Below are 23,022 nucleotides of genomic sequence, written 5' to 3'. Positions count from 1 at the left end.
ATCTTGTTCACGGAACCTGGGATAAAAAATTTTCATTTATTCAGATTTACATTGGCCGGCTCATAAAGATAATAGGCAGGAAAGAAATACTAAGCGTTTTCAAATGATTAATTCTTTGATATAACTGGTTTTATTATCAAAGAAATTGTTGCAACAATAGCAGCCAGGAAGAAAAGAGTGAGTGAGATAACCGATCCAGATAATGAAAAAAAAGATAGATCAGAAGACTCTTTTGATGAAGACAGGCGTAAGTTTCTGGTAGCTACAACCAGTGTTCTTGGCGGAGTGGGAGCGGTATGTGCTTTAAGTCCTTTTGTGTCCTCATGGTTTCCCAGCGCTAAAGCTCAGGCTGCTGGTGCGCCGGTGGAGGTCGATCTGAGCAAACTTGAGCCTGGTCAACAGGTAACGGTTGAATGGCGGGGCAAACCGGTTTGGATTATTCGACGGACCAAGGAGATGCTGGATCAGATTACTGGACATTCAGAATTTTTAAGGGATCCTGAATCGCTGGTCGATCAGCAACCGGAGTATGCACAAAACAAATACCGCTCAATTAAACCGGAGTATCTGGTGCTTATTGGTATCTGCACGCATTTAGGCTGTGTACCTAAATATAATCCTGAAGAAAAATCGCTTGGACAGGATTGGCCCGGTGGTTTTTTTTGTCCTTGCCATGGTTCAAAATTTGACCTTTCAGGACGCGTCTTTAAAGGTGTGCCAGCTCCAATCAACCTGGAAGTGCCTCCCTATCATTTTATTGATGAGCATGTCATTGTCATTGGTGAAAGCAATAATAAGGATTAAACATGAGTGGACTGGTAAATTGGTTGGATGCAAGATTCCCACTGATCAGCACATGGAAAAAACATTTCAGTGAATATTACGCACCAAAGAATTTTAATTTTTTTTATTATTTCGGCTCCTTTGCAACCATCGTACTGCTCAATCAGTTATTAACCGGTTTATGGTTAACCATGTTTTATACACCGACGGCAGACCAGGCTTTTTCCTCAGTAGAATATATTATGCGGGACGTCAATTACGGTTGGTTATTGCGTTATTTGCATTCAACCGGCGCCTCCGCCTTTTTTATTGTGATTTATCTGCATATGTTTCGTGGATTGCTCTATGGTTCTTATCAGAGGCCGCGGGAACTGGTTTGGCTTTTAGGAATGGCTATTTTTCTTTTGCTGCTGGCGGAAGCGTTTTTTGGCTATCTTTTGCCCTGGGGACAGATGTCTTATTGGGGGGCACAGGTCATCACCTCTCTTTTTGGCGCTATCCCTTACATCGGCGATGGTCTGGTGACTTGGCTACGTGGAGATTTTAATGTGGCTAATGCCACTTTACAGCGCTTTTTTGCCTTGCACGTGATTGGTATACCCTTATTATTATTGTTTCTTGTTTACCTGCATATCGTCGCTTTACATAAAGTCGGTTCCAATAATCCTGAAGGTATTGAAATCAAGAAACATTTAAACAAGGAAGGCAAACCGGTCGATGGCATTCCTTTCCATCCTTATTATACCCTAAAAGACATGGTAGGGTTGACGGTGTTTTTTATTGCCTTTTTTGCTGTGGTCTTTTTTTTCCCGGAAATGGGAGGATATTTTCTCGAGCATGCCAATTTTGAGCCGGCTAATCCCATGGTGACGCCAGAGCACATAGCCCCAGTGTGGTACATGACTCCGTATTATGCCATTTTAAGAGCTATTCCTCACAAATTAACCGGCGTAATAGCAATGGGAGCTTCTATTTTGTTTCTTTTCTTTATGCCTTGGTTGGATCGCAGTCCCGTACGCTCTCTGCGCTATAAAGGTCTTTTGTCAAAAATAGCTTTAACTTTGTTTGTTATCAGCTTCCTTGTTCTTGCTTACCTGGGAACCCTTGCGGTATCACCGTTAAAATTGTTGCTTGCAAGAATTTTAACTGTTATTTATTTTGCCTATTTTATTTTTATGCCACTCTATACTTCGCTGGAGTCGTGTAAGGAAGTCCCATCACGAATAGGGGGGAGAAATGAATAAGCTGTTGATTTTTTTGCTCTTTCTCTCTCCCGCACTGTTCGCTGTCACGGACTCTGAGATCCCTTTACAGCATGTCTCTGTCAACATTAAAGATCAGGCAAGACTTCAGCGCGGTGCAAAAATGTACATGAATTATTGCTCCGGCTGCCATTCTCTGAAGTACATGCGCTACAATCGTATGGCAAAGGATATGGGGTTGACCACTTTTGCAGGAGAAGTGGATAAAGATTTGCTATATAACAACCTGATTTTCACCAGTGCCAAAATTCATGACCCCATACAAATAGCCATGCCGGCTGAAGATGCTCGTGAATGGTTTGGTGTTGAGCCACCGGATCTGTCTTTGGTAGCCAGAAAAAGAGGGGCGAACTGGATTTTTACTTACTTAAAAAGCTTTTATATTGATGAAAGCCGTCCTTTTGGTTCAAATAACCTGTTGGTTCCGGGAGTGGCTATGCCAAATATTCTGGCTCCACTGGAAGGCAGAGTGATTGCAGTCAGGAAAAAAGATACCGATGAACACCTGCAAATTTCCCATTTATTGCTTATCAAACCAGGGAGAATGACGCAGCATGAATTTGATAATGCCATAACTGATTTAGTGAATTTTCTTGTTTATGTGGGAGAACCGGCACAACTCATACGTTACAGAATAGGCGTTTGGGTGCTTCTTTTCCTTTTTGTTTTCTTTTTTGCGGCTTATAAACTAAAGAAAGCATACTGGCGCAAACTTAATCTTAATGCTGGCGGGAAATGAAAATTCAGGCATAGGGAATAAATCATTCCCGGGAAAAGATTCGACTTTTGTCATTAAACTCACCCAAATGGGCAAATTTATGGTAAAATAAGCGCTTTTGACGGTTCTTCCTGATTATTATTGACTCATGATACGTAGCATGGGTATTTTTAGCAAGATTTTGGTAAATGTCTGGTGTTCGAAGCGGAGTTTACTGGAGTAAATGAGCATTTGAAACAAATATTTGCCAAAAGGTATAAAAACGCTGCGTAACATGAGTTATTTAGACTCAGGAATAAACAATAATGAGGAGTTTCTGATGGCTATCGTTGCAAAGCGTACAGTTATGTCTTTGTATTCTGAAAATGATGATATATATAGTCATCAAGTTCGCATTGTGTTAGCTGAAAAAGGTGTAAATGTAGAAATCCTTTCTGTAAAACAGCATGAGCCTTCTGCGGATCTGATGGCAGTTAACCCCTATGGCACGGTTCCTACATTAATTGACAGAGAACTTGTCCTTTATGAAGCCAGAATCATCATGGAGTACCTTGATGAACGCTTTCCTCATCCGCCCTTATTGCCTGTATACCCAGTCGCCAGGGCCGAATCACGCAAAATGTTGCACCGTATTGAAAAAGACTGGTATGAATTAATGCGTCAGATTAATCAGGGCGAGAAAGCAGATGAAGCACGGAGACTTCTTCTCGAGAGCCTGGTTGCCCTTGAGCCTGTTTTTGCAGACAAGGCGTTCTTTTTAAGCGAAGAATTTTCCCTGCTTGACTGTGCTCTTGCTCCTTTACTTTGGCGTTTGCCAAAATTAGGTGTTGATATTCCAGCTAACGCTAAAGCTTTACAGGACTATATGCAGCGTGTTTTTAAGCGTGATTCATTTCAAACCAGCCTAACTGAAGCAGAAAGACAATTGAGAGCAGCATAATGAAAAGGATGACATCAAACCGACCTTATCTTATTCGTGCTTTTTACGACTGGATTGTTGATAACAACATGACCCCCTATATCCTTGTGGATGCGAATTATCCCAGTGTCCAGGTGCCTGGTGAACATGTACAGGATGGTCGTATTGTTCTTAATATTTCGCCTTCAGCATGCCGTGGCTTGATGCTGGAGAATGATAGAATTATATTTACCACGAAATTTTCGGGACAGTCGATGCAGATTTCTCTTGCTCCTGGAGCGGTACTTGAAATTTATGCAAAAGAGAACGGCCGAGGAATTTCTTTTCCACCGGAAGAAGATGAGACGCCACCCCCATCCAGCACAAACTCTGATAAGATATCCCGTAAAAAACCTTCCTTAAAGTTGGTAGAGTAAAAGAATGGAAAATGAGAACCATTTTCCGCTAATGGTCTTATATGCTGAATATATGAACTTATGATTCCTCCCGAGCATAAGCTGTATCTATGTGAGCAGATTCGCCGCTGCGAAGATATGGCAATTAACCAATACAACATCAGTGAGCACACACTCATGTTGCGCGCAGGCGAAGCTGCTTTTGAGACGGTTTTAAAACACTTTCCCCATATTCAGCGTATGGCCATTTTTTGCGGTGCGGGTAATAATGCAGGTGATGGCTATGTATTGGCGAGGTTGGCGCAGCAATATGGATTAAGCGTTAAAATTTATCAATTAAAATCCCCGGAAAATCTACCCTCCGCCGCAGCTCATGCTGCCATGCATGCTATGGTGGATAACATTCCTTGTGCTTGGCTTGATGAACCGTTTGATACTGAAGTTGACCTGATTGTTGATGCACTGCTTGGTATCGGCTTGCAAGGTGAGGTTCGTGGGGAAATGGTGGGGGCGATTAATCTGATCAATGAAACTGAGCTGCCGGTGATTGCTCTCGATATACCCTCAGGCCTTAATGCCGATACCGGTCAAGTCTATAATTGTTGTGTTCGTGCAGACTGTACAATTTGTTTTATTGGACGAAAAACCGGCATGTATACCTTGGATGGTCCCGATCATTGTGGAGAGATTTACTGTGCTGATCTTCAATTAAAAGATATTCTTGAGCAGCTTCCGTTTTATGCCTTGCAGTTGACGAGACAAACGATTGACTTACCCTTACCTCCCCGGAAGAAAAATTGCCATAAAGGCGATTTCGGTCATGTGCTGGTGGTAGGCGGAGGACCTGGCATGCCTGGTGCTGTGGCACTTGCTGCTAAAGCCGCTTTGCGAACAGGGGCAGGTGCCGTTACAGTTGCCACACGCCCAGAACATATCACAGGTGTTTTGCCCTTCTGTCCTGAAATAATGGTCCACGGTGTTCGTTCTGAAAATGAACTTAAACCTTTATTGAGGAAAGCTACCGTTTGTATTTTGGGACCTGGACTCGGTGTTGACGAGTGGGGAAAAAAGTTGTTTCATGCAGCTATAACGGCCCAATTGCCAATGATCATCGATGCATCGGCCTTGAGGCTTTTGGCTGAGCATCCACAAATCGATGATAACTGGATACTAACCCCTCATCCGGGTGAAGCGGGTGCTTTATTATCTTGTACTGCGGCAGGAATACAAGAAGACCGATTCGAGGCTGTGGAAAAACTACAAAAGCAGTATGGCGGAGTTATTATACTCAAAGGCGCTGGCAGTATTCTGCGTACAGTAAATGCAGAAAATTTTGTCTGTATTGCCGGTAATGCAGGTATGGCTACAGCCGGCATGGGTGATATTTTAAACGGCATTATTGCAGGATTACTGGCACAAGGTCTTTCTCTGTCCGAGTCAGCGAAAGCAGGGGTTTGGTTACATGCTCATGTCGCCGATCAAATCGTCCAAAGACAAGGAGAAAGAGGACTTTTAGCCAGTGATTTATTGGCTCAATTTCCAAAATTCATCAATGGATTATCAATATGACCCGTTCGGCGTTGCGAACAGTATGGAAGCAGACTCTGTCCAATGAAGACAGCAGTCGGACATTTGGCAAAAAACTGGCAAACTGTTTGTTGCCATCTGCTGTTTTGGCTTTCAGCGGTGAGCTGGGCGCAGGAAAGACGACCATCATTCGTGCTATGCTGCGGGCCTTAGGCGTTGCATCGGCCATTAAAAGCCCTACTTTTTCCCTGGTTGAAAGTTATCAATGTCAATCTTTACAAATACATCATTTTGATTTGTATCGTATTCAGGATGAAGAAGAATTAGAATATATAGGTTTTCGGGAGTATTTCTCTGAAGATGCAATTTGTTGTATTGAATGGCCGGAGAAAGCAAGCAATTTGTTCATTCATACGGACTTACAATTTGATTTGAAAATCAAAGAAACAGGACGTGAAATGCGAATCAAGGCATTAAGCGTTTTGGGTGAGCGCATTTTAACATGTTTAACAGGTGGGGTATGAATTTGCGCATACTGGTTTGTTACTTATTGATAGCTGTATATTCGATAGCTTACAGCCATCAACTAAAGGGAATCGATATAAAAGAGCAATCCCGACATCTGTTGCTGTTTTTTTCATTAAACGGTCGTGTTGCCCCTAAAATATTTACCCTTTCTCATCCTGACAGACTGGTAATTGATTTTTCCCATACAAACCTTGATTTTAAATTAAATACCAATTCACTTCGTCGCTCTATGATTAAAAATATTCGTAGCGGCCATCCAAAGACAGGTATTCTGCGACTTGTTTTTGAACTGAATGAGCCCATTGATTTCAAGACCACGAATTGGCAACCGAGAGATAGACAGCTTTCCGGCTTTCAGATTGAACTCACAGGGAAAAACAAGGCGGTACAGAATAAAAAAACCTTGGTGAGCACTCGACATTCTGGCAAAAAACTTCGTGATGTGGTGGTGGTCATTGATGCTGGACATGGTGGCAAAGATCCAGGTGCTACGGGGCCTCACGGCAGTAAAGAGAAAGATGTGGTTCTGGCCATTGCCCTCAGACTAAAAAAATTAATTGATCAACAGCATGGAATGCGCGCCGTACTAACTCGCAATGGCGATTATTATATCGGATTGCGCCAACGCTTAAATATTACCCGAAAATATGATGCTGACATTTTTGTTGCTGTTCATGCTGATGCATTTATTAATCGCCAATCGAACGGTGCTTCTGTTTTCGCGCTCTCTCAAAGAGGTGCAACGAGTGAGGCAGCAAGATGGCTTGCTGAAAAGGAAAACTATTCGGAATTGGGCGGTGTTGATCTCTCTGATCTGGATGATCAAAATGGTATGGTTCGGTCAGTATTGATTGATTTATCCCAAACCGCAACCATTGGCGCCAGTTTACAAATGGGAGCTCGTGTATTGAAGCAGCTGGATAAAATAACGCGTTTACACAATGATAATGTTGAACAGGCACGATTTGTTGTTCTGAAATCACCTGATATCCCTTCGATTCTGATAGAAACCGGTTTTATATCCAATCCTCGCGAAGAGAAAAATTTGACTAATCCTGCCTATCAGCAACAGTTAAGTCAGGCTATTTTTAGAGGGATTAAACAGTACTTTGAGGACTACCCGCCTTATGGAACGTATGTTGAAGCCATGTCGGAAGGAAAAACACATGTTGTTCAAGCCGGAGAAACCCTGTCAGGTATTGCTGAACATTATAAGATTAGCCTCAGTTCTTTATGCTCGGCAAATAAATTATCAAAAACTGCCCCCTTGAAAATTGGCCAGAAATTAATTATACCTTCCTCATGGGCATAAGAATCAAAGAACTGCCTTTGGCCGTTGCCAATCAGATTGCAGCGGGCGAGGTAATAGAACGACCGGCTTCTGTGGTTAAAGAATTGCTTGAGAATGCTTATGATGCTGAAGCCAGTCAAGTGAGCATAGAGATCCGTCATGGCGGATTGAATCAGATCAAAGTTATTGATAATGGCGTGGGAATTGTTGCCGACGATTTACCTTTAACCATCAAAGCCCATGCCACTAGCAAAATACAAGATATTCATGATCTCTATTCGATCGCCAGCATGGGGTTCAGAGGCGAAGCTCTGGCAAGCATTGCCTCTGTTTCCAAAATTGCTATCAGCTCGAAAACAAAAGAGCAGCTACATGCAATGACATTGGAGGCAGAGGGGAGTAAAGTCCGATTATCCGTTTGTCCAAGAAATAATGGCACCACAATTGATGTGCGTGATTTGTTTTATAACCTCCCTGTGAGAAAAAAATTTCTTAAAAGCGAGCGCTTGGAATTTTTGGCCATTGAGGCTGTGGTGAGACGATTTGCCATGGGAGCTCCATATATTGCCTTATTGTTTAAACACAATGGCAAAACAGTGCTGAACTTACCTGCTGCGAGTCATGCTCAAGCCCAGCAAAAACGAATGGCGCGCTTGTTTGGCCACCGTTTTATGGAAGACGCTGTATACGTTGACGTTGAAGATAGTGGAATGCATCTGTATGGCTGGTTAAGCGGCCTTCAGTACCAACGAAGCCAAAATGACCGCCAGTGGGTATACATTAATCGACGCATGGTAAAAGATAAGCTCATTTTACATGCAATTAAGCAAGTATACGAAGAGGTCCTGCACCCTGGTCGTTTTCCTTCATGCTTACTCTATTTTCATTTGCCGGCCTCAGAAGTCGATGTAAATGTTCATCCAGCCAAACATGAGATCAGATTTCAACAGCCCCGCCTGGTTCATGATTTTTTTGTATCCCAGTTATCTAAAGCACTAGCGTCCGTATATGGGGATAAAACTGCTGTCAGACAAGCGATAAAAACACAAGCCCTATCAGGGGTTTCTGAAAACCACGGCCCTTCTTATAAACCACTTTTAACAACATCTAAGCTTTGTGTGCAGGAGAAAACCTCACCATGGATTGCTTTAAACAAACGATATGCTTTATTGCTTCATCAGGCAACGCCTTATCTTGTTGATGTCCTGAAGCTGCAGCAAAAACGTTTTTATAGCCACCTGAAAGATATGACTCACCCTTTCGCTTCTCGTCCACTGCTCGTACCCGTACAACTTCAAATTCTCCCAGAAACGTATCTATTATTGGCTGGAAAACTGGAGATGATGAAAGGTTTTGGTGTACACTGTCTGTTTTCTAAACAGAATGAGCTTATTGTTCAGGCATTGCCTGTTTTAATGCCTCAGTTGGATATTCATATGTTTTTGCAAAATCTTTCAGAAGATTGTTTATCTGAGCCTGAAAAGCTGCTGGTAATGCTTTCAACCTGCCAGGCATTCGATGTTCAACAACTGACTATAGATGAAGGTGATGAGCTTTATCGTTTTTTTCTGCAATTGCAAGCTTGTGAGGCTGAGGCCTTGAAACTGTACAGATGTTTACATGAAAAAGATTGTCAGGTGTTATTAGGTGATTGAGACGGTTTTTTGTTTAATGGGCCCTACAGCGTCAGGGAAAACAGATTTGGCCTGCCAGTTGGTACAGCGCTATCCTTTTGAGATAGTCAGTGTCGATTCGGCAATGATCTATCGCGAGATGAATATTGGCACTGCGAAACCAACACCTGAGGAATTATGGCAAACTCCGCATCACTTAATCGATATTCTTGATCCTGTAGAAGTTTATTCCGCAGCAAGATTTTGTTCCGATGTCGACAGGCTATGTCGACAAATCAGAGCCAGGAATAAATACCCTTTACTTGTGGGCGGAACAATGATGTATTTCAAGGCTTTGCAGCAAGGATTATCCCATTTGCCGCAAGCGGATGGGCTTATAAGAAAACAGCTTATACAACAGGCTTCAACTCATGGCTGGAATAAACTTCATCAACAGCTGGCCGTCGTTGACCCTGATTCTGCCAGTCGGATTCATCCTAACGATGCTCAACGAATTGCTCGAGCGCTGGAAGTGTATTATTTAACCGGAACAACTTTGTCTGGGCATCTTGATCAACAAAAAACAGGAGAAAAATATTCATTCATTAATATGGTGCTTTTCCCTGCACAACGTTCATGGCTCCATACTCGAATTGAACATCGTTTTGCAAACATGTTGGCAGGCGGTTTGATTGAAGAAGTGGAAGTTTTGATCAATAAATGGTCCATGACCACTGATATGCCTGCTTTACGCTGTGTAGGTTATCGTCAGGTGTTTGATTTTTTACAGGGACAATTTAATGTTCAAACATTAAAAGAAAAAGGAACGGCGGCTACACGACAGTTGGCCAAACGTCAGCTAACCTGGCTAAGACACTGGCCTGATGCGGTATACTTCGACCCTCAGGAAAACGATTGCGCAACCAAAATGATGGAGAAATTAGACAAATTATTAGATAATAACCTCGACTCGACCTAAGCATCATGCCTAAGCGAGAGAGATTGTATCCTGCGAGACAAAAGGTGGTCAAAAGCACAGGACTAGCTAGGCTAATTCGAGCATTTTGGCCTCCTTTTAACGAAACAAGATACCATTTATCGAAGTTTAGACATGATGCTTACGTCGAGTTGAGGTTAAAAATAGATAAATCCGTAATTTAAATCTAAAGTCTGTTGAGCTTATTAGGAGTAGGTAAACCCTTTTTGAGCAATGATCAACAAGACACTGACTAAAAAGTCTTAATCCTATAAGAGGAAATCATGTCTGAATCAACAAAAAAAACTGCAAGCGCAAAAAAGGAATATATTATCCATCCCAAAGATTTGCCTCTCAGTTGCCCTACGGATGAAATGGAACTTTGGAATGCACATCCTAAAGTTTACCTGCCCATCGAAGAAACTGGCGTTGAAGTTTGTCCTTATTGCGGTGCCAAGTATATCCTGAAAAAATGATTCAATCGGTCTGTGTAGTGCGGCTTTCAGCCTTAGGTGATGTTTTAATGCTGGTTCCTTTGATTCGAACCCTACAGGCCCATTTTCAAAATATAAAAATCAGCTGGGTGATTTCACGCCCTGCTTATGATTTAGTCGCAGGGATGGATGGGGTGGAGTTTATTGTTATTGACAAACCCAAGCGACCTGGCGATTACTGGCGATTTAAAAAAAACTTGCAAGGGAGAAAATTTGATGTGCTTTTGGCGGCTCAGGCCAGTTTTCGTGCAAATCTTTTATATCCACTGATAAAAGCCAAACGTAAAATTGGCTATGACAAATTGCGAGCTAAAGATGGACATGGTTGGTTTGTTCGCGAAAGAATTTCTTTTGGCCATGAACATACCTTGGAAGGTTTTTTAAAATTTGCCGAACCTTTAGGTATAAAACATAAAATGGTTCGCTGGGATTTACCCATTAGTGCTGTGGATAAGCAATGGGCAAGGCAGTATCTGTCTGAATATAAGATATTAATTGTTAATCCAGCAGCCAGTAAGCCTGAACGATGCTGGCCTGTAGAGCGATATATCGAAGTCATTCGGCGTGCTCAGCAACGATGGAAGGTTGATGTGATTCTAACAGGTGGTCCAGGAGCACTGGATAAAGATCTGGCTGCTAAGATCATGCAGGAAGTCAAAGTGAGGAGTTTGGTAGGACAAACAAAACCTAAACAATTATTGGCATTAATCAGTCAAGCCGATGCAGTATTATGTCCCGACACAGGACCTTCTCACATGGCTGCAGCAGTAGGAACCCCTGTGGTTGCTTTACATGCTGTTACAAGTTCAGAGGTCTCAGGTCCTTATACTTTCCTCCATCTGACAGTGGATTGTTATCCACAGGCCGTTGAACAGATTTTAGGTACGACTTTGGAGAAAAACATGTGGGGAACTCATGCTCATGGAGCGGAGACCATGAAACTTGTCCAAATCGATGCGGTTATGGAAAAATTAGGTCAGATTTTCGATGAAAAATAAGCAAATTTTCCAAGTAAGTACTGAATTATAAAATCTGTCCATTTACTCTACTGTCAACATAGAAGCTAGTGGTCAAGCCGGCAGTTTATTTCAAAACGCCGACTTGACCAGGCTCAGAAGCGCATCTGAGCTTTACTGAGTGTCGTTATTTCCCGTATTTCCTTCTGTGAAGCCCAGTGACGATTGAGTAGGTTCTGAAGCTTTGGAATTTTGCAACAGATAGATGGAATTGGTTAATAATATTCGCTCCTGTTGTTGCCGATTAAGGTACAACTGATAGTTGATCTCAGCAAGTAAAACGGCAATTTCTTTTTGTACCGTGGCTGAAGAGGCCTTATTAATCATATTAATCCACTGTTGATTCGGCTGAGGGACGCCGTCTTGCTGTGATTGTGGCTTATATAATCTCCATGTTGCCATATTAAATTCGTTTAAGGCTTGGCTGGTATTGTTTTCGGAATCGGTACCAAAATTCTGAGGCATTCGTTTGGATAAGATATAGTAGAGATTACTGAGACCTACCGAAGTTTGTGCAGCATAGACTCTTAAATTAGCAAAATAAGAGGCAATTGCTGCCTGAGCTTGCAGCTGCGCCATTTTACTGACACTCTTGTCATTCCCCGAAGCCTGCTGATAAAGTGTGTCATAATTTTGTAACTTGGGCAGATTAGGTGGTACAGCCATTCCTGAAGCATATAGAATAAAATTGGCTGCTTGTTGTGCCTGGCTGTTTGCAGTTAGTCCAGGATTTTCTGATCCTTGTCCTTGTTGGTTTGTGCCTGTGCCTGTGACTTGAGTTGAATAAAGCAAAGGAGAAAGTAAGTTGTTGCTGTTTAACTGGCTTAAAAATTTCTGATTGTAGTCGTATGTGAAATAATCATGGGTTCCAGGTAATGTTCCGATGATATTCGTCATGACTTTGTTCTGATACAGTAATTGGCAGCTCTCATTCTGCAACTGTGTTCCCTGATAATTTAAGCAGTAACTGAAATCCGGAGTCGCCAAAATATTTAAGACAGCCTGACTTACCGGATCCTGTTGATAGTTTTGCTGATCAATTAGGTTTGATACAGCAATATTTCCCTGTTGTCTTGCCTGAGGTGAGCTGTATTGCTGGCTCTTAAAAGTATAGTTGGCAAAGGCATTAAGACTTTGAGATATGGGTACAGCGCTGGGAACAAAAATGGAAAAGGCTTGACTGAAGGCATTCACAGGAATGGCTCCCAGAACGGAATTGTATAAATAATTCTGTTTGAGCTGCGTTCCTGAGGGGTCAAGAAGCTCATCGCTGACATTTTGCTGCGATGGGGGGGTGCTGAGGTTATATCCCAAAAACAGACCCAGATTAAAAAGGTATTTGACTAAATCGCGGGTGTTGCTGCTGGTTTGTTGTTCATAGTAGGAATCATAGCCATCTTGAGTCGTTTGGGAATAGACAGGAGTGACAGTAAGAGATAATAAAGAGCCTGAGATTAAGAGTTTACACAATAATTTCATTATTCTTCTCCTTCGAGAGCGCGTAGAACCAATTGTAAGCGGGATTCAGAAAATACTCGTCCCAATAAACGCAGTCGCTCAAAAACAATGTTGCGTTTGAGAAAAAAGCCTGCGGGATCATCTGATCCCATACTGGTTTCCTCCGCATGAATCAGAATTCGCGAAGCAGAACCGGGATGAACTGTATCTAAGGCTTGGAGCAAACGAAGGCCGCGTCCTGTTTTAATGTTTCCAACAATACGAATGAATTTGTCCTCTTCAGCCAGTGCCCCTAAGTCAACATTTTCAATGTTATCAAGTGCTTTTCCCAAGTCAGAAAGCGCTTCCTCCAATTCCGGATTGCCATCCAGCGTCCAGTCTTCCACACCTTCCATAAAGGTGATAACACGGTAAATCATGGGATCAACATACTCATACCAGTACTGGGCAGAGGCTTCATGGCTGAGATCAGGCATATTTTACTCTTTTTTTACGGTTATTGATATTGATGGACTGCACTTAAACTTACTACTATATTATATTATGACATATAAAAAATCATTGCCAGAATAGTAAAGATTATGAAAAAAGAGAAAGGTTCGCGCACCTGGAAAGTCATCACAAGCATATTTAATGTTCGTGCGTGGATTGATTATGATCGTATCAAAGCGGCTTGGCTGTATATAAAAAATGGGATAAAGAAATTGTTTATCCCGCAGAAAAAAGTCAAAAAAGCTGATTTTAATCGTGTTGTGGAAGAAATGAGCTTGACTGAAAAAGATCTTATTTCTCGTCAAAAGGCCTTAAAACGGTTAAGTATTTTTATGGTTATTGTGGCTTTTGGAATTTTCACTTATGCCGGATATCATCTTTTTTCCGGAAATATACGAGCCACGGTAGTGAGTTTGGTAGTGATGTTGATCGCTTTGACTTTAGCCTTTCGCTATCATTTCTGGTATTTCCAAATCAAGGAACGTAAATTAGGTTGTACCTTTCGCGAATGGTTCAGGCAAGGTTTAATGGGTGAAAAAGAATGAAAAAATCGCTAATCCTCTTTTTACTCACAGTATTCCCAGTTCTTGCCATAGCTGCTGATGGGGATAGTGGTGCTTTGACCTTCGCTCCGCCTGCCAGTGATTATTCAGTGGTTTTTCTTGGCAACCTTTTTGGCACAGTTGATGGTGTGCTCCACGGTTCCGGCAGCCAGATCATGGGGGCTATGTTTGGTGTTTTTAATGCCGCAGTGCTGGCTATTGGCGGCATCATTATCATGTACACCCTTCTGGTGTCGACCATGAACACAGCCCATGAAGGACAGGTATTAGGGCAAAAGTGGTCTTCCATTTGGATACCTATCCGTTCAACGGCTGGCCTGGCTTTATTGATACCCAAAGCATCCGGCTATTGTCTGATGCAGATTTTTGTCATGTGGATAGTGTTGCAGGGAGTCGGGGCTGCCGATAAAATCTGGGATGCAGCGCTGGATTATCTAAATCGCGGCGGAGTGATCATTAGGGCTGAGGTCAAAAACCCTTTAGGTGATGGAAGTGATGTGCGCACAAGTCCGATCTCCGCTGGTGCTGGAAGGATTCTTTCCGGTCAAGTGTGCATGTATGGTTTGCAAAGAGCATTGGAACAACAGCGTCAAAAATATTTGCAGGCCAAGCAAAATAACTCTGGTCCCTGTAGCGGGTCACCTACGGGCGCTATGAAAACGTTTTGCCAGACGGCCGTTCCTGATTTTTTGAGTACAGTGAATGCTATTGCAGCTCAAAATGATCAGCAAAAGAGTGGTGGAACAAACAATAAAAACCAAAGTTTTTATGTCGATATGCCTAATTTTGATGATCAATCCCCGTATTATTTTTTAAACGGAATTTGCGGCACCATCAAGTGGAATCCTTTTACTTCTGACCAAATTTCTGACATGCAAAAAGTCGCCGGTAACAATCAGCTGGACACGATAAAGCTATCCAGAGCCATCGGCGTTCAGCAGATGTATACTGATCTTGCTTCAGTTGCACGGATTATGGTGAATAATAATCCACGCTTATCGCAAAAAACAGGTGATGATGATAAAAACAATTATTCCAGTATTGCCGAGGATCAGTTTGGTGTCCCCTATGGTGAAGACGGTTCAATATGTCAATCTGTAGGAAACTGCGTTACTTGGGGGGCTGCTTCCACTGCTGATGATACCAACAGGGCAGTTCTGTTTAATGGAACGGAATTTTTAGGTGCAATCTCTGATTATAACGGCATTTTAAATCCAGCTTTGAATTTACTCAATGAGGCGAAGAAAGGCCAAACAAAAGACGATGCAAGGAAATTCATTTCTGAGGCTGAAAATAAAGGATGGATGCTGGCTGGCAGTTACTTTTTTGATTTAGTCAAATTAAATAGTTCAGCAGCCGCCTCGTCGGATTTCGATGTTTCTAAAGATCAACCTGAACAAGGTTCTGGCCTTAGCGGCAGTTCATTTAACGCAACAAAGTTAACCGATGCTTTCGGGTCAAATAATACCTGTCAGGGGACGCGTGCAGCATTGTGCACCTGGTTTAATGGAAAGTCGATGGTATTGCAGTATTTACAAGGTTCAATAACAGGACCAACGGGTAGTAATATTCCTAATCCAACGGACCCATCCAGTCAGATAAAAATCGTTACTGGTACACAATCTGCGACTGTCTGGGGTTTTATTAATAATTCCTTAACCATGAAGACTCCGGGCCAACCTGGAATTGATCCTGGTTTTAAGTTTGCCAATATGATTCATGTGAATGTTGATACGTCCGATTATCGGCTTCCTAATGCAAGCTTTGATTGCGGAGAGATAAAAATATTGACTTTCCATGTATGCCTGGGACGTATGTTTGGTGAGTTATTTTATAATGGCATTTTCAGGCCTGTTTTCAATTTTTTTCTCAATCGTCTTCAGCATTTTATTGAACAAGCCGTTCTTGCATTTCTGATGATTCCTCTTCAGGGGATGGCCTACATCTTTCAAGATGGCCTGAAAGTTTTGTCGACACCTGGCATTAATCCCATTGTGGCTTTGGCCCAGATGGGAACCACGTATATCAATTTCACCTTCAATTTGTGGATCATGCTGCTCACTATGTCAATTACAGCCGCTATTTTACCTTTTGGAATTGGAATGTTTATTCTTGCATTGATCATCATGGCCATGCCTTTATTGGCTTCCTGGTTAAGCGTGATGGTGGCGATAGGCTTTGTCACGGCTTATTATATTCCTTTATTGCCTTATTTAATTTTTATTTTCGGTGTTATTGCCTGGTTGATGGCTGTGATTGATGCCATGGTTGCAGGACCTGTTGTAGCACTTGGTGTAACTTACCCTGAAGGTCATGACGCTTTTGGAAAGGGTGAACCTGCGATTATGATTTTACTGAATGTATTTTTAAGACCGTCAATGATGATTATTGGCTATATTGCTGCAATTGCACTTTCTTACGTGGGTGTATGGATCTTGAATACGGGTTATGAACATGCTGTTAGCTTTATGCAGCCTGTCAGTTCTGCAAGTGATGCTACGGATTTTGGCCAGTATGGTGTGACAGCAGCAGGTTCACAAACCAAGAGCGCAGCTGGAATCGCGGTAGCTACCGGCTATACCAGTTGGGCAGGAGTGTATGCCTTTTTCTTCTCTATTTTGGCTTATACCTCGGCCTATTTGATTATTGTACAAAAATCCTTTGGTTTAATTACCAGCTTGCCTGACAAAGTGTTGCGCTGGATTGGTGGTCCAGCTGAGGGTGTTGGTGCTGAAGCTGCTCAGTGGGGCGAGGAAGCAAAAGGCAAGGTGGAAAAAGGTGGTGAGGCTACTTCTGCAGGTCAAGGAGCAATTGATAAAGCCTTGAAAGCCAAAGGGCAGCAAGCCATTCAAGGCGCTAAAGATTCAGCTAAAAAAGGTTTGGATAAACTCAAATCCGGAGAGGGAAACATCGAGGCAACACCTTCGGCTGGACCCGAATAATAGAAAGAACATGTATGTTCAGCCTTTCTTGCTTGTGTTATAACTACTAGCCCTTTTTGGGAACTTGGCCATCTTACGAGAATCACTAAAAAACGTAGCATAGTTACTTTGGGCTTTGGCTATTTTTAAATCGAATTCGCACCGCTTGATAATAGATTGCAAACAAAGCTGCATGTGGATAGCGGTCGATCAGGGGTAGGGATATATAGAGATGTAGAGATGATCAGCGTTGATATTCTTTTGTTCCGGCAATAATAAGCTTGTAAACACGTTCACTGATGATGCCTTCTTCAAATTTCCTTTTGGCATCTACTGTCATGAGCTGACCTCTTTCACGAACCAGTTTTCTTGTGATCGATGTTACTTCATTAGGATTACCTTCCAGGAGTACATCGCGTGTTTCTTCATCAAACACAAGATATTCGCGCAGAGCAACCCGTTTTCCATCTACGGTGGGAACCAGTTTCTGCCAGATGCAGAGGCGTATGGTTTCCAAAATATCAATCGTTCGTCCCAGACGCTCTTCTCCGGCAAATGAAGTCACCAGTCGGCGCATGGTCTCAGCCACACCTGAGGTATGAAGAGTCGTATATACAGGATGGCCGGTAAGCGCTGCTTCAAGTGCGGCGCTGATGGTTTCAGCATCTCGGCATTCACCCACCATAATCAATCTAGGCTTTCGTCTCAACGCATTCCTTACACCGTCTGCAAAATCAGGTAGGTGACGAGGAATTTCTGACTGACTGACCACGGCTGAAATGGTTTCAATTTCATCAAAAACAAACTCGATTGGTGCCTCATAAGTCAGTACTTTCCGGTTGGAGTCTTCATTCTCTATGAGCTCTCTGATAATGGAGGCAAGTAATGTTGATTTACCTGATCCAGTCGCTCCGGTGATAAACACAATGCCTTCCTGAGGGGCAATAGCTTCAATGATGTTATCGGGAAGTCCGAGGGTTTCAAGCCTTGGAGGCGTTGTTGGAATCGTTCTTAAGGTAATCTGGATAGCGTCATGTCCTTCTACAAGACACGAGGTGGCATTTACCCGATAGCGGTATCGAACCCCACGATTTGGCCGGAATTCATAGTGAGTATCAATATCAACACCGGATAATAACTGGGTGGTTGCATTAGGACCATAAATCGAATTAATTAAATCACCAAGCTCAGTATTAGATAATCGTCGATTGGTGATCTTAAGGAGTCTGCCATACACTTCAGCGAAAATAGGCTCGCCGGTTTGAATAGTAATATCTGAAGCATTCAAACTTTCAGCATGTTCAAGCATTTTGTCCATGAAGACAGGCGAAAAACGCGTAGGTTCATCGGGCATTAAGTTTACATTGTTCATCTTATCGCAGGATTATTTATCTATTATTTATTCACAGGAGCAATGACGGGTTGCCATGCTTTGCTGGTTATAATAATTTTAGACCTCTGCGCTAATTTTGTCATGTTTTTATATTTTTCCAGCTCATTTTCTTTTTTAGCAACAGCCGCACGCCATTCTTCGCTGTTAATATTAAGTGTTGGCAGAGCCGTAATGCGCAATACACGATCATCGATATGAAGCTCTGAACCATTGCCAGTAACTCCTAGATCGGTATGGGTCACAAAGGGGGGAGAAACCATATTCATCGCTAAAAGCTTACGATAAAGAATCATACCTACAAAGTCTTCTTTAATCCGCGCGAGATTTTCTTCAAGAATAATGTTGGCTTGCTCAATACCATTTTTCCATCCTTTTTCAACATAAGTGCACCAGATTTGCTGCTCTTCCTTTGTTTTGGGAAGAAGCGTCATATGTGGAGGCTCCGGTTTGACAAAATCCATCCATAAATACTGGCGCCAGTTTGGAGGAGTCGTTATAAATCGAGCTTGCTTGGCAATCTTGTAGTTTCTATCAGACAGTCGAATGGTATGTGTATCGGCAAGATTGAAAGTACTTCGTCCTTCCAGTAAGACAGGAGGTAAGATATTATGCTCGAGGATCAGTGAATTGAAATCAAAAACAGTATCCAGATTACGAGCATTGCGATTGAGTTCTTCATCGATGACTCTGGCTCGACAGGCAAGTCCTGACTGGGCGCCCACGGTCAATGCGGTTTCTTTCAAGGCCATTTCGCGAATTTTGCTGACATCGCCAGAGGGACATTTCCTGCAACCCATACTGAGCAAACCGGACAATGAACCAGTATCCCCCATGCCCATATAAGAGGATGACGTACATGCGCTAAGCAGTATGGCTGATAGGAATATGAATTTAGGAATATATTTTAGCATAGCGTAATTCAACAACCTGACTGTTAGGGTAGACATGAATAGAGGCTCGTTTTCTGGCCTGATAGTCTATATCGCGCAATAATTTAGCCAAACTCTCGTCTTTTGCTGTAATACTGATCAGAACGGGCACAGGCGGTGCTTTTCCAAGCACACGAAGTTTAAAATGGGCGGCTTTGGCAATGCGCAAGGTAAGATCTTCAATTGGCCCAGACCAGTCAACAGAAGCACGGGCTTGTAGATTATAGGCATTGGGAATGGTCAGTACATTATCGACAGAAGGGGGAGAGATGACTTTTTCCACTCTTGCTATTTCAAGCATGGAGTCACTTACTGAACTTGCCGCCTCTGCCAGTTTGATGGTGGCATCATCACTTGGGCGATTGATAGGGGGCTTTTTATATGTTATCGAGGTACATCCAGTCATTAAAGCTGAAATAATCAACAGCATGATGATCTTATTATGCATCGCCAACATTATCATAGAGGAATATGCTTTGATTGAAACAGGAGCTTGCCTTCTTGTCAAGCAGTTGTGAAGTATAGACTGTAATTTGGCAGAAATTTTTATGGGACGGGCTTATGGACTTTTTCATAGAGACCATAAAAAACCTGGCCGGCACGTTTTGCTCTCAATCCCTGCCATTTGTCTTCGTCAAGATTTAAAATTCGGGATGATTCGATATAGACCAAGCCATGAGAAGAGAGAACTGAGGTGGTTGAGAGAATATCAAGACATTCCTCCAGCAGTTGGCTCTCAAAAGGAGGGTCAAGAAAAACAATATCAAATTGTTCTTTCGTATTGCGCAGGAAATGTCTTGTATCCATTCTCAGCAGTTTTAATCGGGAACTGTTAAACTCCATCAGCGTCTTATGTAAATATTGATAAGCAGTTGTAGATTGCTCGATAAGTGTAACTTTAGCAGCTCCACGAGAATAAGCTTCAAGCCCCAGTGCGCCACTGCCGGCAAAGGCATCCAGGCAATGAGCGTTTTTAATTCGCTGCATAAGCCAGTTAAAGACCGTCTCCCGAACACGATCGGGTGTCGGTCTTAAGCCTTCGATATCAGGAAATACAAGTTTTTTGCCACGAAATTGACCGCCAATGATACGAACGGTTTGCTTCATGCCTGCCGTCCAACAGTGACGAATAAAAATTTATCCGGGTGGATTTCCTGTTTGAAGGCTTGCTCAATATCTTTAAGACTAACCTGTTCAACATTCTTAATGTAAGTATCAAGGAAATCATCTGGTAAATGATAAAAAGCTATTTTTAACAGCATGGTGGCAATATTTTTATTACTTGCAAGAGATAAAGGAAAACTGCCGGTTAAATATTGTTTAGCGGCTCGTAGTTCTATTTCATCAGGTCCTTTGGATAAAAAGTTTTTCACTGTATTCATCGTCACGTTCAAGGCTTCTTTGGCCTGTTCGTTTTTTGTGGACAGGCTAATTAAAAAAGGACCATCACCAGGCATGGGAATAAATTGACTATAAGCCCCATAAGTGAGACCACGTTTTTCCCGAACCTCAATGGCTAATCGTGAAACCAGAGAGCCTCCTCCCAGAATGTAATTACCGACCATAAGGGGAAAATAGATGGGGGAATGATGATCAATGCCCAGTTGTCCCATCCTCAGTATGGTTTGCGAGGAGGGATATGGAATGTTCAGTTCCTTTTTTTTTGCCGCTGCTTTGGCTTTGGGTATGGTTGAAGCAAAAGTGCCTCTGGGCAGGTTTTTACTGATGGACTCTGCAAGCTGATGTGCAGAGGAGCTATCGATATCTCCTACCATCACAAGTACTGCATTTGCCGCAACAAAATATGTTTTATAAAATTGCATCACCTCCTTTCTGCTCAGGGCCTGAACCTGGTTTACAGTTCCGAGCACCGGATGAGCGTAGGGGTGCTGCTGGTAAAGCAATTTAAAAAAGGCATCAGTTGCCACTCTGTCCGGCGATTCCATCGATTGCTCAATGGCTGTGATTTGTTGTTTTTTTTCGCGTTCAACCGCTTGCTCGGGAAAATCAGGTTGGCCGATGATCTGTATGAAGGTATCGACTGCCTTTTGCAAGGCATCTTGGCGAGTCAATGTTCGCAAGCTGACAGCAACCATGTCACGGCTGCTGTCAGCACTGTATTGCGCCCCCGTTTCGGCAAGACGTTCTGCAATTTCCGTCGCGTTAAGGCCAGCATTGCCCTGGTTAAGCAAGTTGGTAGTCAGCGTGCTTAAGCCAAAATGTTTATCATCATAAGCGGAGCCGGCAGCAAAGGCTATCTGAATATCCAGTATCGGTACTTCCTTTGTCTGATAAAAAACCACACGAGTTCCGTTTGGCGTCAGCCAGCGTTCCGTATGAAATGATTTTGCTTCTGCAAGGCCAAGAAAGCTGATGAAAAAAAAGATCGTCAGATTTTTAAAGGTATTCATGCTTTCCTCCCGGATTCGGCTAAAGGAATAAGCTCTGCTTCCGTCAGGGCTTTTTCCCGAAAATAACGTTGTGCCGTTTGCTGGATTTGTTCAGGCGTGATTCGCTCGATTTGTTTCACATAATTTTCTGTTTCCTGCCAGCCTACATTGACCGTCTCCAATAAACCAAGCTCCATAGCCTGACCGAAAATTGAATCTTTTTCGAAGGTTTTCTGCGCAATGATTTGGTTTTTTACTCGTGCCAGTTCGGCTGGATCTACAGTTTGTGCTTGTAATTTTTTTATCTCATCAATAATGGCATTTTTCAGTTGTTCGATATTTTTGTCCTGAGCCGGCAATCCATACAGGATGAACTGAGTCTGATAACGACTGTACAGATTGTAATAAACCTCTACTTCGCTGGCAACGTGCTTGCCACGAATCAAATCTTTGGCAAATCGTGCGCTTTCTCCGGCATCCAATAAGCCGGCAATCAGTTCTAAAGCGTAAGGTTCATATTTTTTGTCTGCTGTTTTCACACTGGGAACGGTATAACCGAGCATGAGCATGGGCAGACGGGCAGGGGCATGTATTTTTACTGATTTTTTTCCTAATGCTGGTGGTTCCATTTGTTGCTTACGTTTAGGTACATTGCTTTTTTGAATGGCGCCAAAATACTGCTTGGCCAGTTGATGTATCTTATTTGCCTCAACATCACCGACGACCACTAAAGTAGCATTGTTAGGAGCATAATAACGCTTATACCATTTTTTAAGATCATGAATGCTCATGTTTTCCAGATCATTCATCCAGCCAATCACAGGATGTTGATAAGGCACAGACAAATGAGCCGTTGCGAGAAAACGTTCGAAAGCTAATGCTTGTGGGTTATCATCCGTACGCAATCGGCGTTCTTCCTGAATGACTTTAATCTCCCTGGAAAATTCGAGGGGATCTAAAAGAAGATTGCGCATTCTGTCGGCTTCCAGTTCAAAAGCAATTGGGAGGCGGGAGGCGGCAATTTTTTCAAAATAGGCCGTATAGTCGAAATTGGTAAATGCATTTTCCTGACCGCCATTTTCTGCAATGGTTTTTGAAAAGACACCTAAAGGGTATTTATGGGTTCCTTTAAACATGATGTGTTCCAACGCATGAGACACTCCTGTTATCCCCCCAGGCTCATCGGCTGAACCTACCCTGTACCAAATCATCGATACAGCAACGGGTGCACGATGATCTTCTTTGACCAGAACTTTCAGACCATTATCTAAAATAAATTCATGAACCTGACTGTAGATAGGATATGATATAAATGCTAATAAAATAAAAATTAATCTGCGCATTGAATATCCCC

The 23,022-nt window shown here is 42.6% G+C and carries 22 protein-coding genes; 14 read left to right on the top strand and 8 right to left on the bottom strand.

Annotated features, from left to right (window positions below; genetic code table 11):
* Positions 1 to 177: 177 nt before the first annotated feature.
* From petA to E4T55_RS05340, 12 genes are all read left to right on the top strand, one after another.
* Positions 178 to 804, top strand: coding sequence for a ubiquinol-cytochrome c reductase iron-sulfur subunit (gene petA / locus E4T55_RS05395; RefSeq protein WP_058502947.1), 627 nt, complete (start codon positions 178 to 180; stop codon positions 802 to 804).
* Between the two features lie 2 nt (positions 805 to 806).
* On the top strand, positions 807 to 2,027 hold the full coding sequence (locus tag E4T55_RS05390; protein WP_058502948.1) for a cytochrome b: 1,221 nt from the start codon (positions 807 to 809) through the stop codon (positions 2,025 to 2,027).
* Positions 2,020 to 2,784 carry a cytochrome c1 gene (locus E4T55_RS05385; protein WP_058502949.1) on the top strand — a complete coding sequence of 255 codons (765 nt, stop codon included), beginning with the start codon at positions 2,020 to 2,022 and terminating at the stop codon, positions 2,782 to 2,784. The genes E4T55_RS05390 and E4T55_RS05385 overlap by 8 nt, the downstream gene beginning before the upstream one ends.
* A gap of 298 nt (positions 2,785 to 3,082) precedes the next feature.
* Positions 3,083 to 3,703 (top strand): stringent starvation protein SspA, encoded by a 621-nt coding sequence (gene sspA, locus E4T55_RS05380; RefSeq protein ID WP_058502950.1) that lies wholly within the window; start codon positions 3,083 to 3,085, stop codon positions 3,701 to 3,703.
* Positions 3,704 to 3,711: 8 nt separating this feature from the next.
* Positions 3,712 to 4,098, top strand: coding sequence for a ClpXP protease specificity-enhancing factor (locus tag E4T55_RS05375; RefSeq protein WP_058502981.1), 387 nt, complete (start codon positions 3,712 to 3,714; stop codon positions 4,096 to 4,098).
* A gap of 60 nt (positions 4,099 to 4,158) precedes the next feature.
* Entirely contained in the window at positions 4,159 to 5,646 is a 1,488-nt protein-coding gene (locus tag E4T55_RS05370) for an NAD(P)H-hydrate dehydratase (RefSeq protein WP_058502951.1), read from the top strand.
* Positions 5,643 to 6,128: a tRNA (adenosine(37)-N6)-threonylcarbamoyltransferase complex ATPase subunit type 1 TsaE gene (gene tsaE / locus E4T55_RS05365; RefSeq protein ID WP_058502952.1), complete on the top strand. Its 486-nt coding sequence runs from the start codon at positions 5,643 to 5,645 to the stop codon at positions 6,126 to 6,128. Before E4T55_RS05370 ends, tsaE begins: the two co-directional genes overlap by 4 nt.
* Positions 6,125 to 7,444: an N-acetylmuramoyl-L-alanine amidase gene (locus E4T55_RS05360; RefSeq protein WP_058502953.1), complete on the top strand. Its 1,320-nt coding sequence runs from the start codon at positions 6,125 to 6,127 to the stop codon at positions 7,442 to 7,444. Before tsaE ends, E4T55_RS05360 begins: the two co-directional genes overlap by 4 nt.
* On the top strand, positions 7,435 to 9,078 hold the full coding sequence (mutL, locus tag E4T55_RS05355) for a DNA mismatch repair endonuclease MutL (RefSeq protein ID WP_058502954.1): 1,644 nt from the start codon (positions 7,435 to 7,437) through the stop codon (positions 9,076 to 9,078). The genes E4T55_RS05360 and mutL overlap by 10 nt, the downstream gene beginning before the upstream one ends.
* Positions 9,071 to 10,015, top strand: a complete 945-nt coding sequence (gene miaA / locus E4T55_RS05350) for a tRNA (adenosine(37)-N6)-dimethylallyltransferase MiaA (RefSeq protein WP_058502955.1) — start codon at positions 9,071 to 9,073, stop codon at positions 10,013 to 10,015. The genes mutL and miaA overlap by 8 nt, the downstream gene beginning before the upstream one ends.
* Before the next feature lie 281 nt (positions 10,016 to 10,296).
* Positions 10,297 to 10,488 (top strand): zinc-finger domain-containing protein, encoded by a 192-nt coding sequence (locus tag E4T55_RS05345; protein WP_058502956.1) that lies wholly within the window; start codon positions 10,297 to 10,299, stop codon positions 10,486 to 10,488.
* Entirely contained in the window at positions 10,485 to 11,504 is a 1,020-nt protein-coding gene (locus E4T55_RS05340; protein ID WP_058502957.1) for a glycosyltransferase family 9 protein, read from the top strand. Before E4T55_RS05345 ends, E4T55_RS05340 begins: the two co-directional genes overlap by 4 nt.
* A 132-nt stretch (positions 11,505 to 11,636) precedes the next feature.
* Here the strand turns inward: E4T55_RS05340 and icmX are convergent, their stop codons facing one another.
* Complete coding sequence (icmX, locus tag E4T55_RS15180; protein WP_058502958.1) at positions 11,637 to 13,001, bottom strand: type IVB secretion system protein IcmX; 1,365 nt, start codon at positions 12,999 to 13,001, stop codon at positions 11,637 to 11,639.
* Entirely contained in the window at positions 13,001 to 13,456 is a 456-nt protein-coding gene (icmW, locus tag E4T55_RS05330; protein ID WP_058502959.1) for a type IVB secretion system protein IcmW, read from the bottom strand. Before icmW ends, icmX begins: the two co-directional genes overlap by 1 nt.
* Positions 13,457 to 13,561: 105 nt before the next feature.
* Between icmW and icmV the strand changes: the two genes are divergently transcribed.
* Positions 13,562 to 14,017 (top strand): type IVB secretion system protein IcmV, encoded by a 456-nt coding sequence (gene icmV, locus E4T55_RS05325; RefSeq protein WP_058502960.1) that lies wholly within the window; start codon positions 13,562 to 13,564, stop codon positions 14,015 to 14,017.
* Complete coding sequence (dotA, locus tag E4T55_RS05320; protein ID WP_058502961.1) at positions 14,014 to 16,977, top strand: type IVB secretion system protein DotA; 2,964 nt, start codon at positions 14,014 to 14,016, stop codon at positions 16,975 to 16,977. The genes icmV and dotA overlap by 4 nt, the downstream gene beginning before the upstream one ends.
* A 223-nt stretch (positions 16,978 to 17,200) precedes the next feature.
* Here dotA and dotB read toward each other — a convergent pair whose 3' ends face one another.
* The 6 genes from dotB to E4T55_RS05290 form a co-directional block, all read right to left on the bottom strand.
* Positions 17,201 to 18,310, bottom strand: a complete 1,110-nt coding sequence (dotB, locus tag E4T55_RS05315; protein ID WP_058502962.1) for a Dot/Icm type IV secretion system ATPase DotB — start codon at positions 18,308 to 18,310, stop codon at positions 17,201 to 17,203.
* A 41-nt stretch (positions 18,311 to 18,351) separates the two neighbouring features.
* Positions 18,352 to 19,260, bottom strand: coding sequence for a type IV secretion system DotC family protein (locus tag E4T55_RS05310; protein ID WP_058502963.1), 909 nt, complete (start codon positions 19,258 to 19,260; stop codon positions 18,352 to 18,354).
* Positions 19,241 to 19,726 carry a type IVB secretion system lipoprotein DotD gene (dotD, locus tag E4T55_RS05305; protein WP_058502982.1) on the bottom strand — a complete coding sequence of 162 codons (486 nt, stop codon included), beginning with the start codon at positions 19,724 to 19,726 and terminating at the stop codon, positions 19,241 to 19,243. Before dotD ends, E4T55_RS05310 begins: the two co-directional genes overlap by 20 nt.
* 98 nt (positions 19,727 to 19,824) lie before the next feature.
* Positions 19,825 to 20,385: a 16S rRNA (guanine(966)-N(2))-methyltransferase RsmD gene (gene rsmD / locus E4T55_RS05300; RefSeq protein WP_058502964.1), complete on the bottom strand. Its 561-nt coding sequence runs from the start codon at positions 20,383 to 20,385 to the stop codon at positions 19,825 to 19,827.
* Positions 20,382 to 21,689: a M16 family metallopeptidase gene (locus E4T55_RS05295; protein ID WP_058502965.1), complete on the bottom strand. Its 1,308-nt coding sequence runs from the start codon at positions 21,687 to 21,689 to the stop codon at positions 20,382 to 20,384. Before E4T55_RS05295 ends, rsmD begins: the two co-directional genes overlap by 4 nt.
* Positions 21,686 to 23,011, bottom strand: coding sequence for a M16 family metallopeptidase (locus E4T55_RS05290; protein ID WP_058502966.1), 1,326 nt, complete (start codon positions 23,009 to 23,011; stop codon positions 21,686 to 21,688). The genes E4T55_RS05295 and E4T55_RS05290 overlap by 4 nt, the downstream gene beginning before the upstream one ends.
* Positions 23,012 to 23,022 lie beyond the last annotated feature (11 nt).

It is taken from the genome of Legionella israelensis (genome assembly GCF_004571175.1).
GTDB lineage: Bacteria > Pseudomonadota > Gammaproteobacteria > Legionellales > Legionellaceae > Legionella_D > Legionella_D israelensis.
The sequence above is the reverse complement of the archived record's forward strand: the minus strand, read 5'-3'. Positions and strand labels throughout refer to the sequence as shown.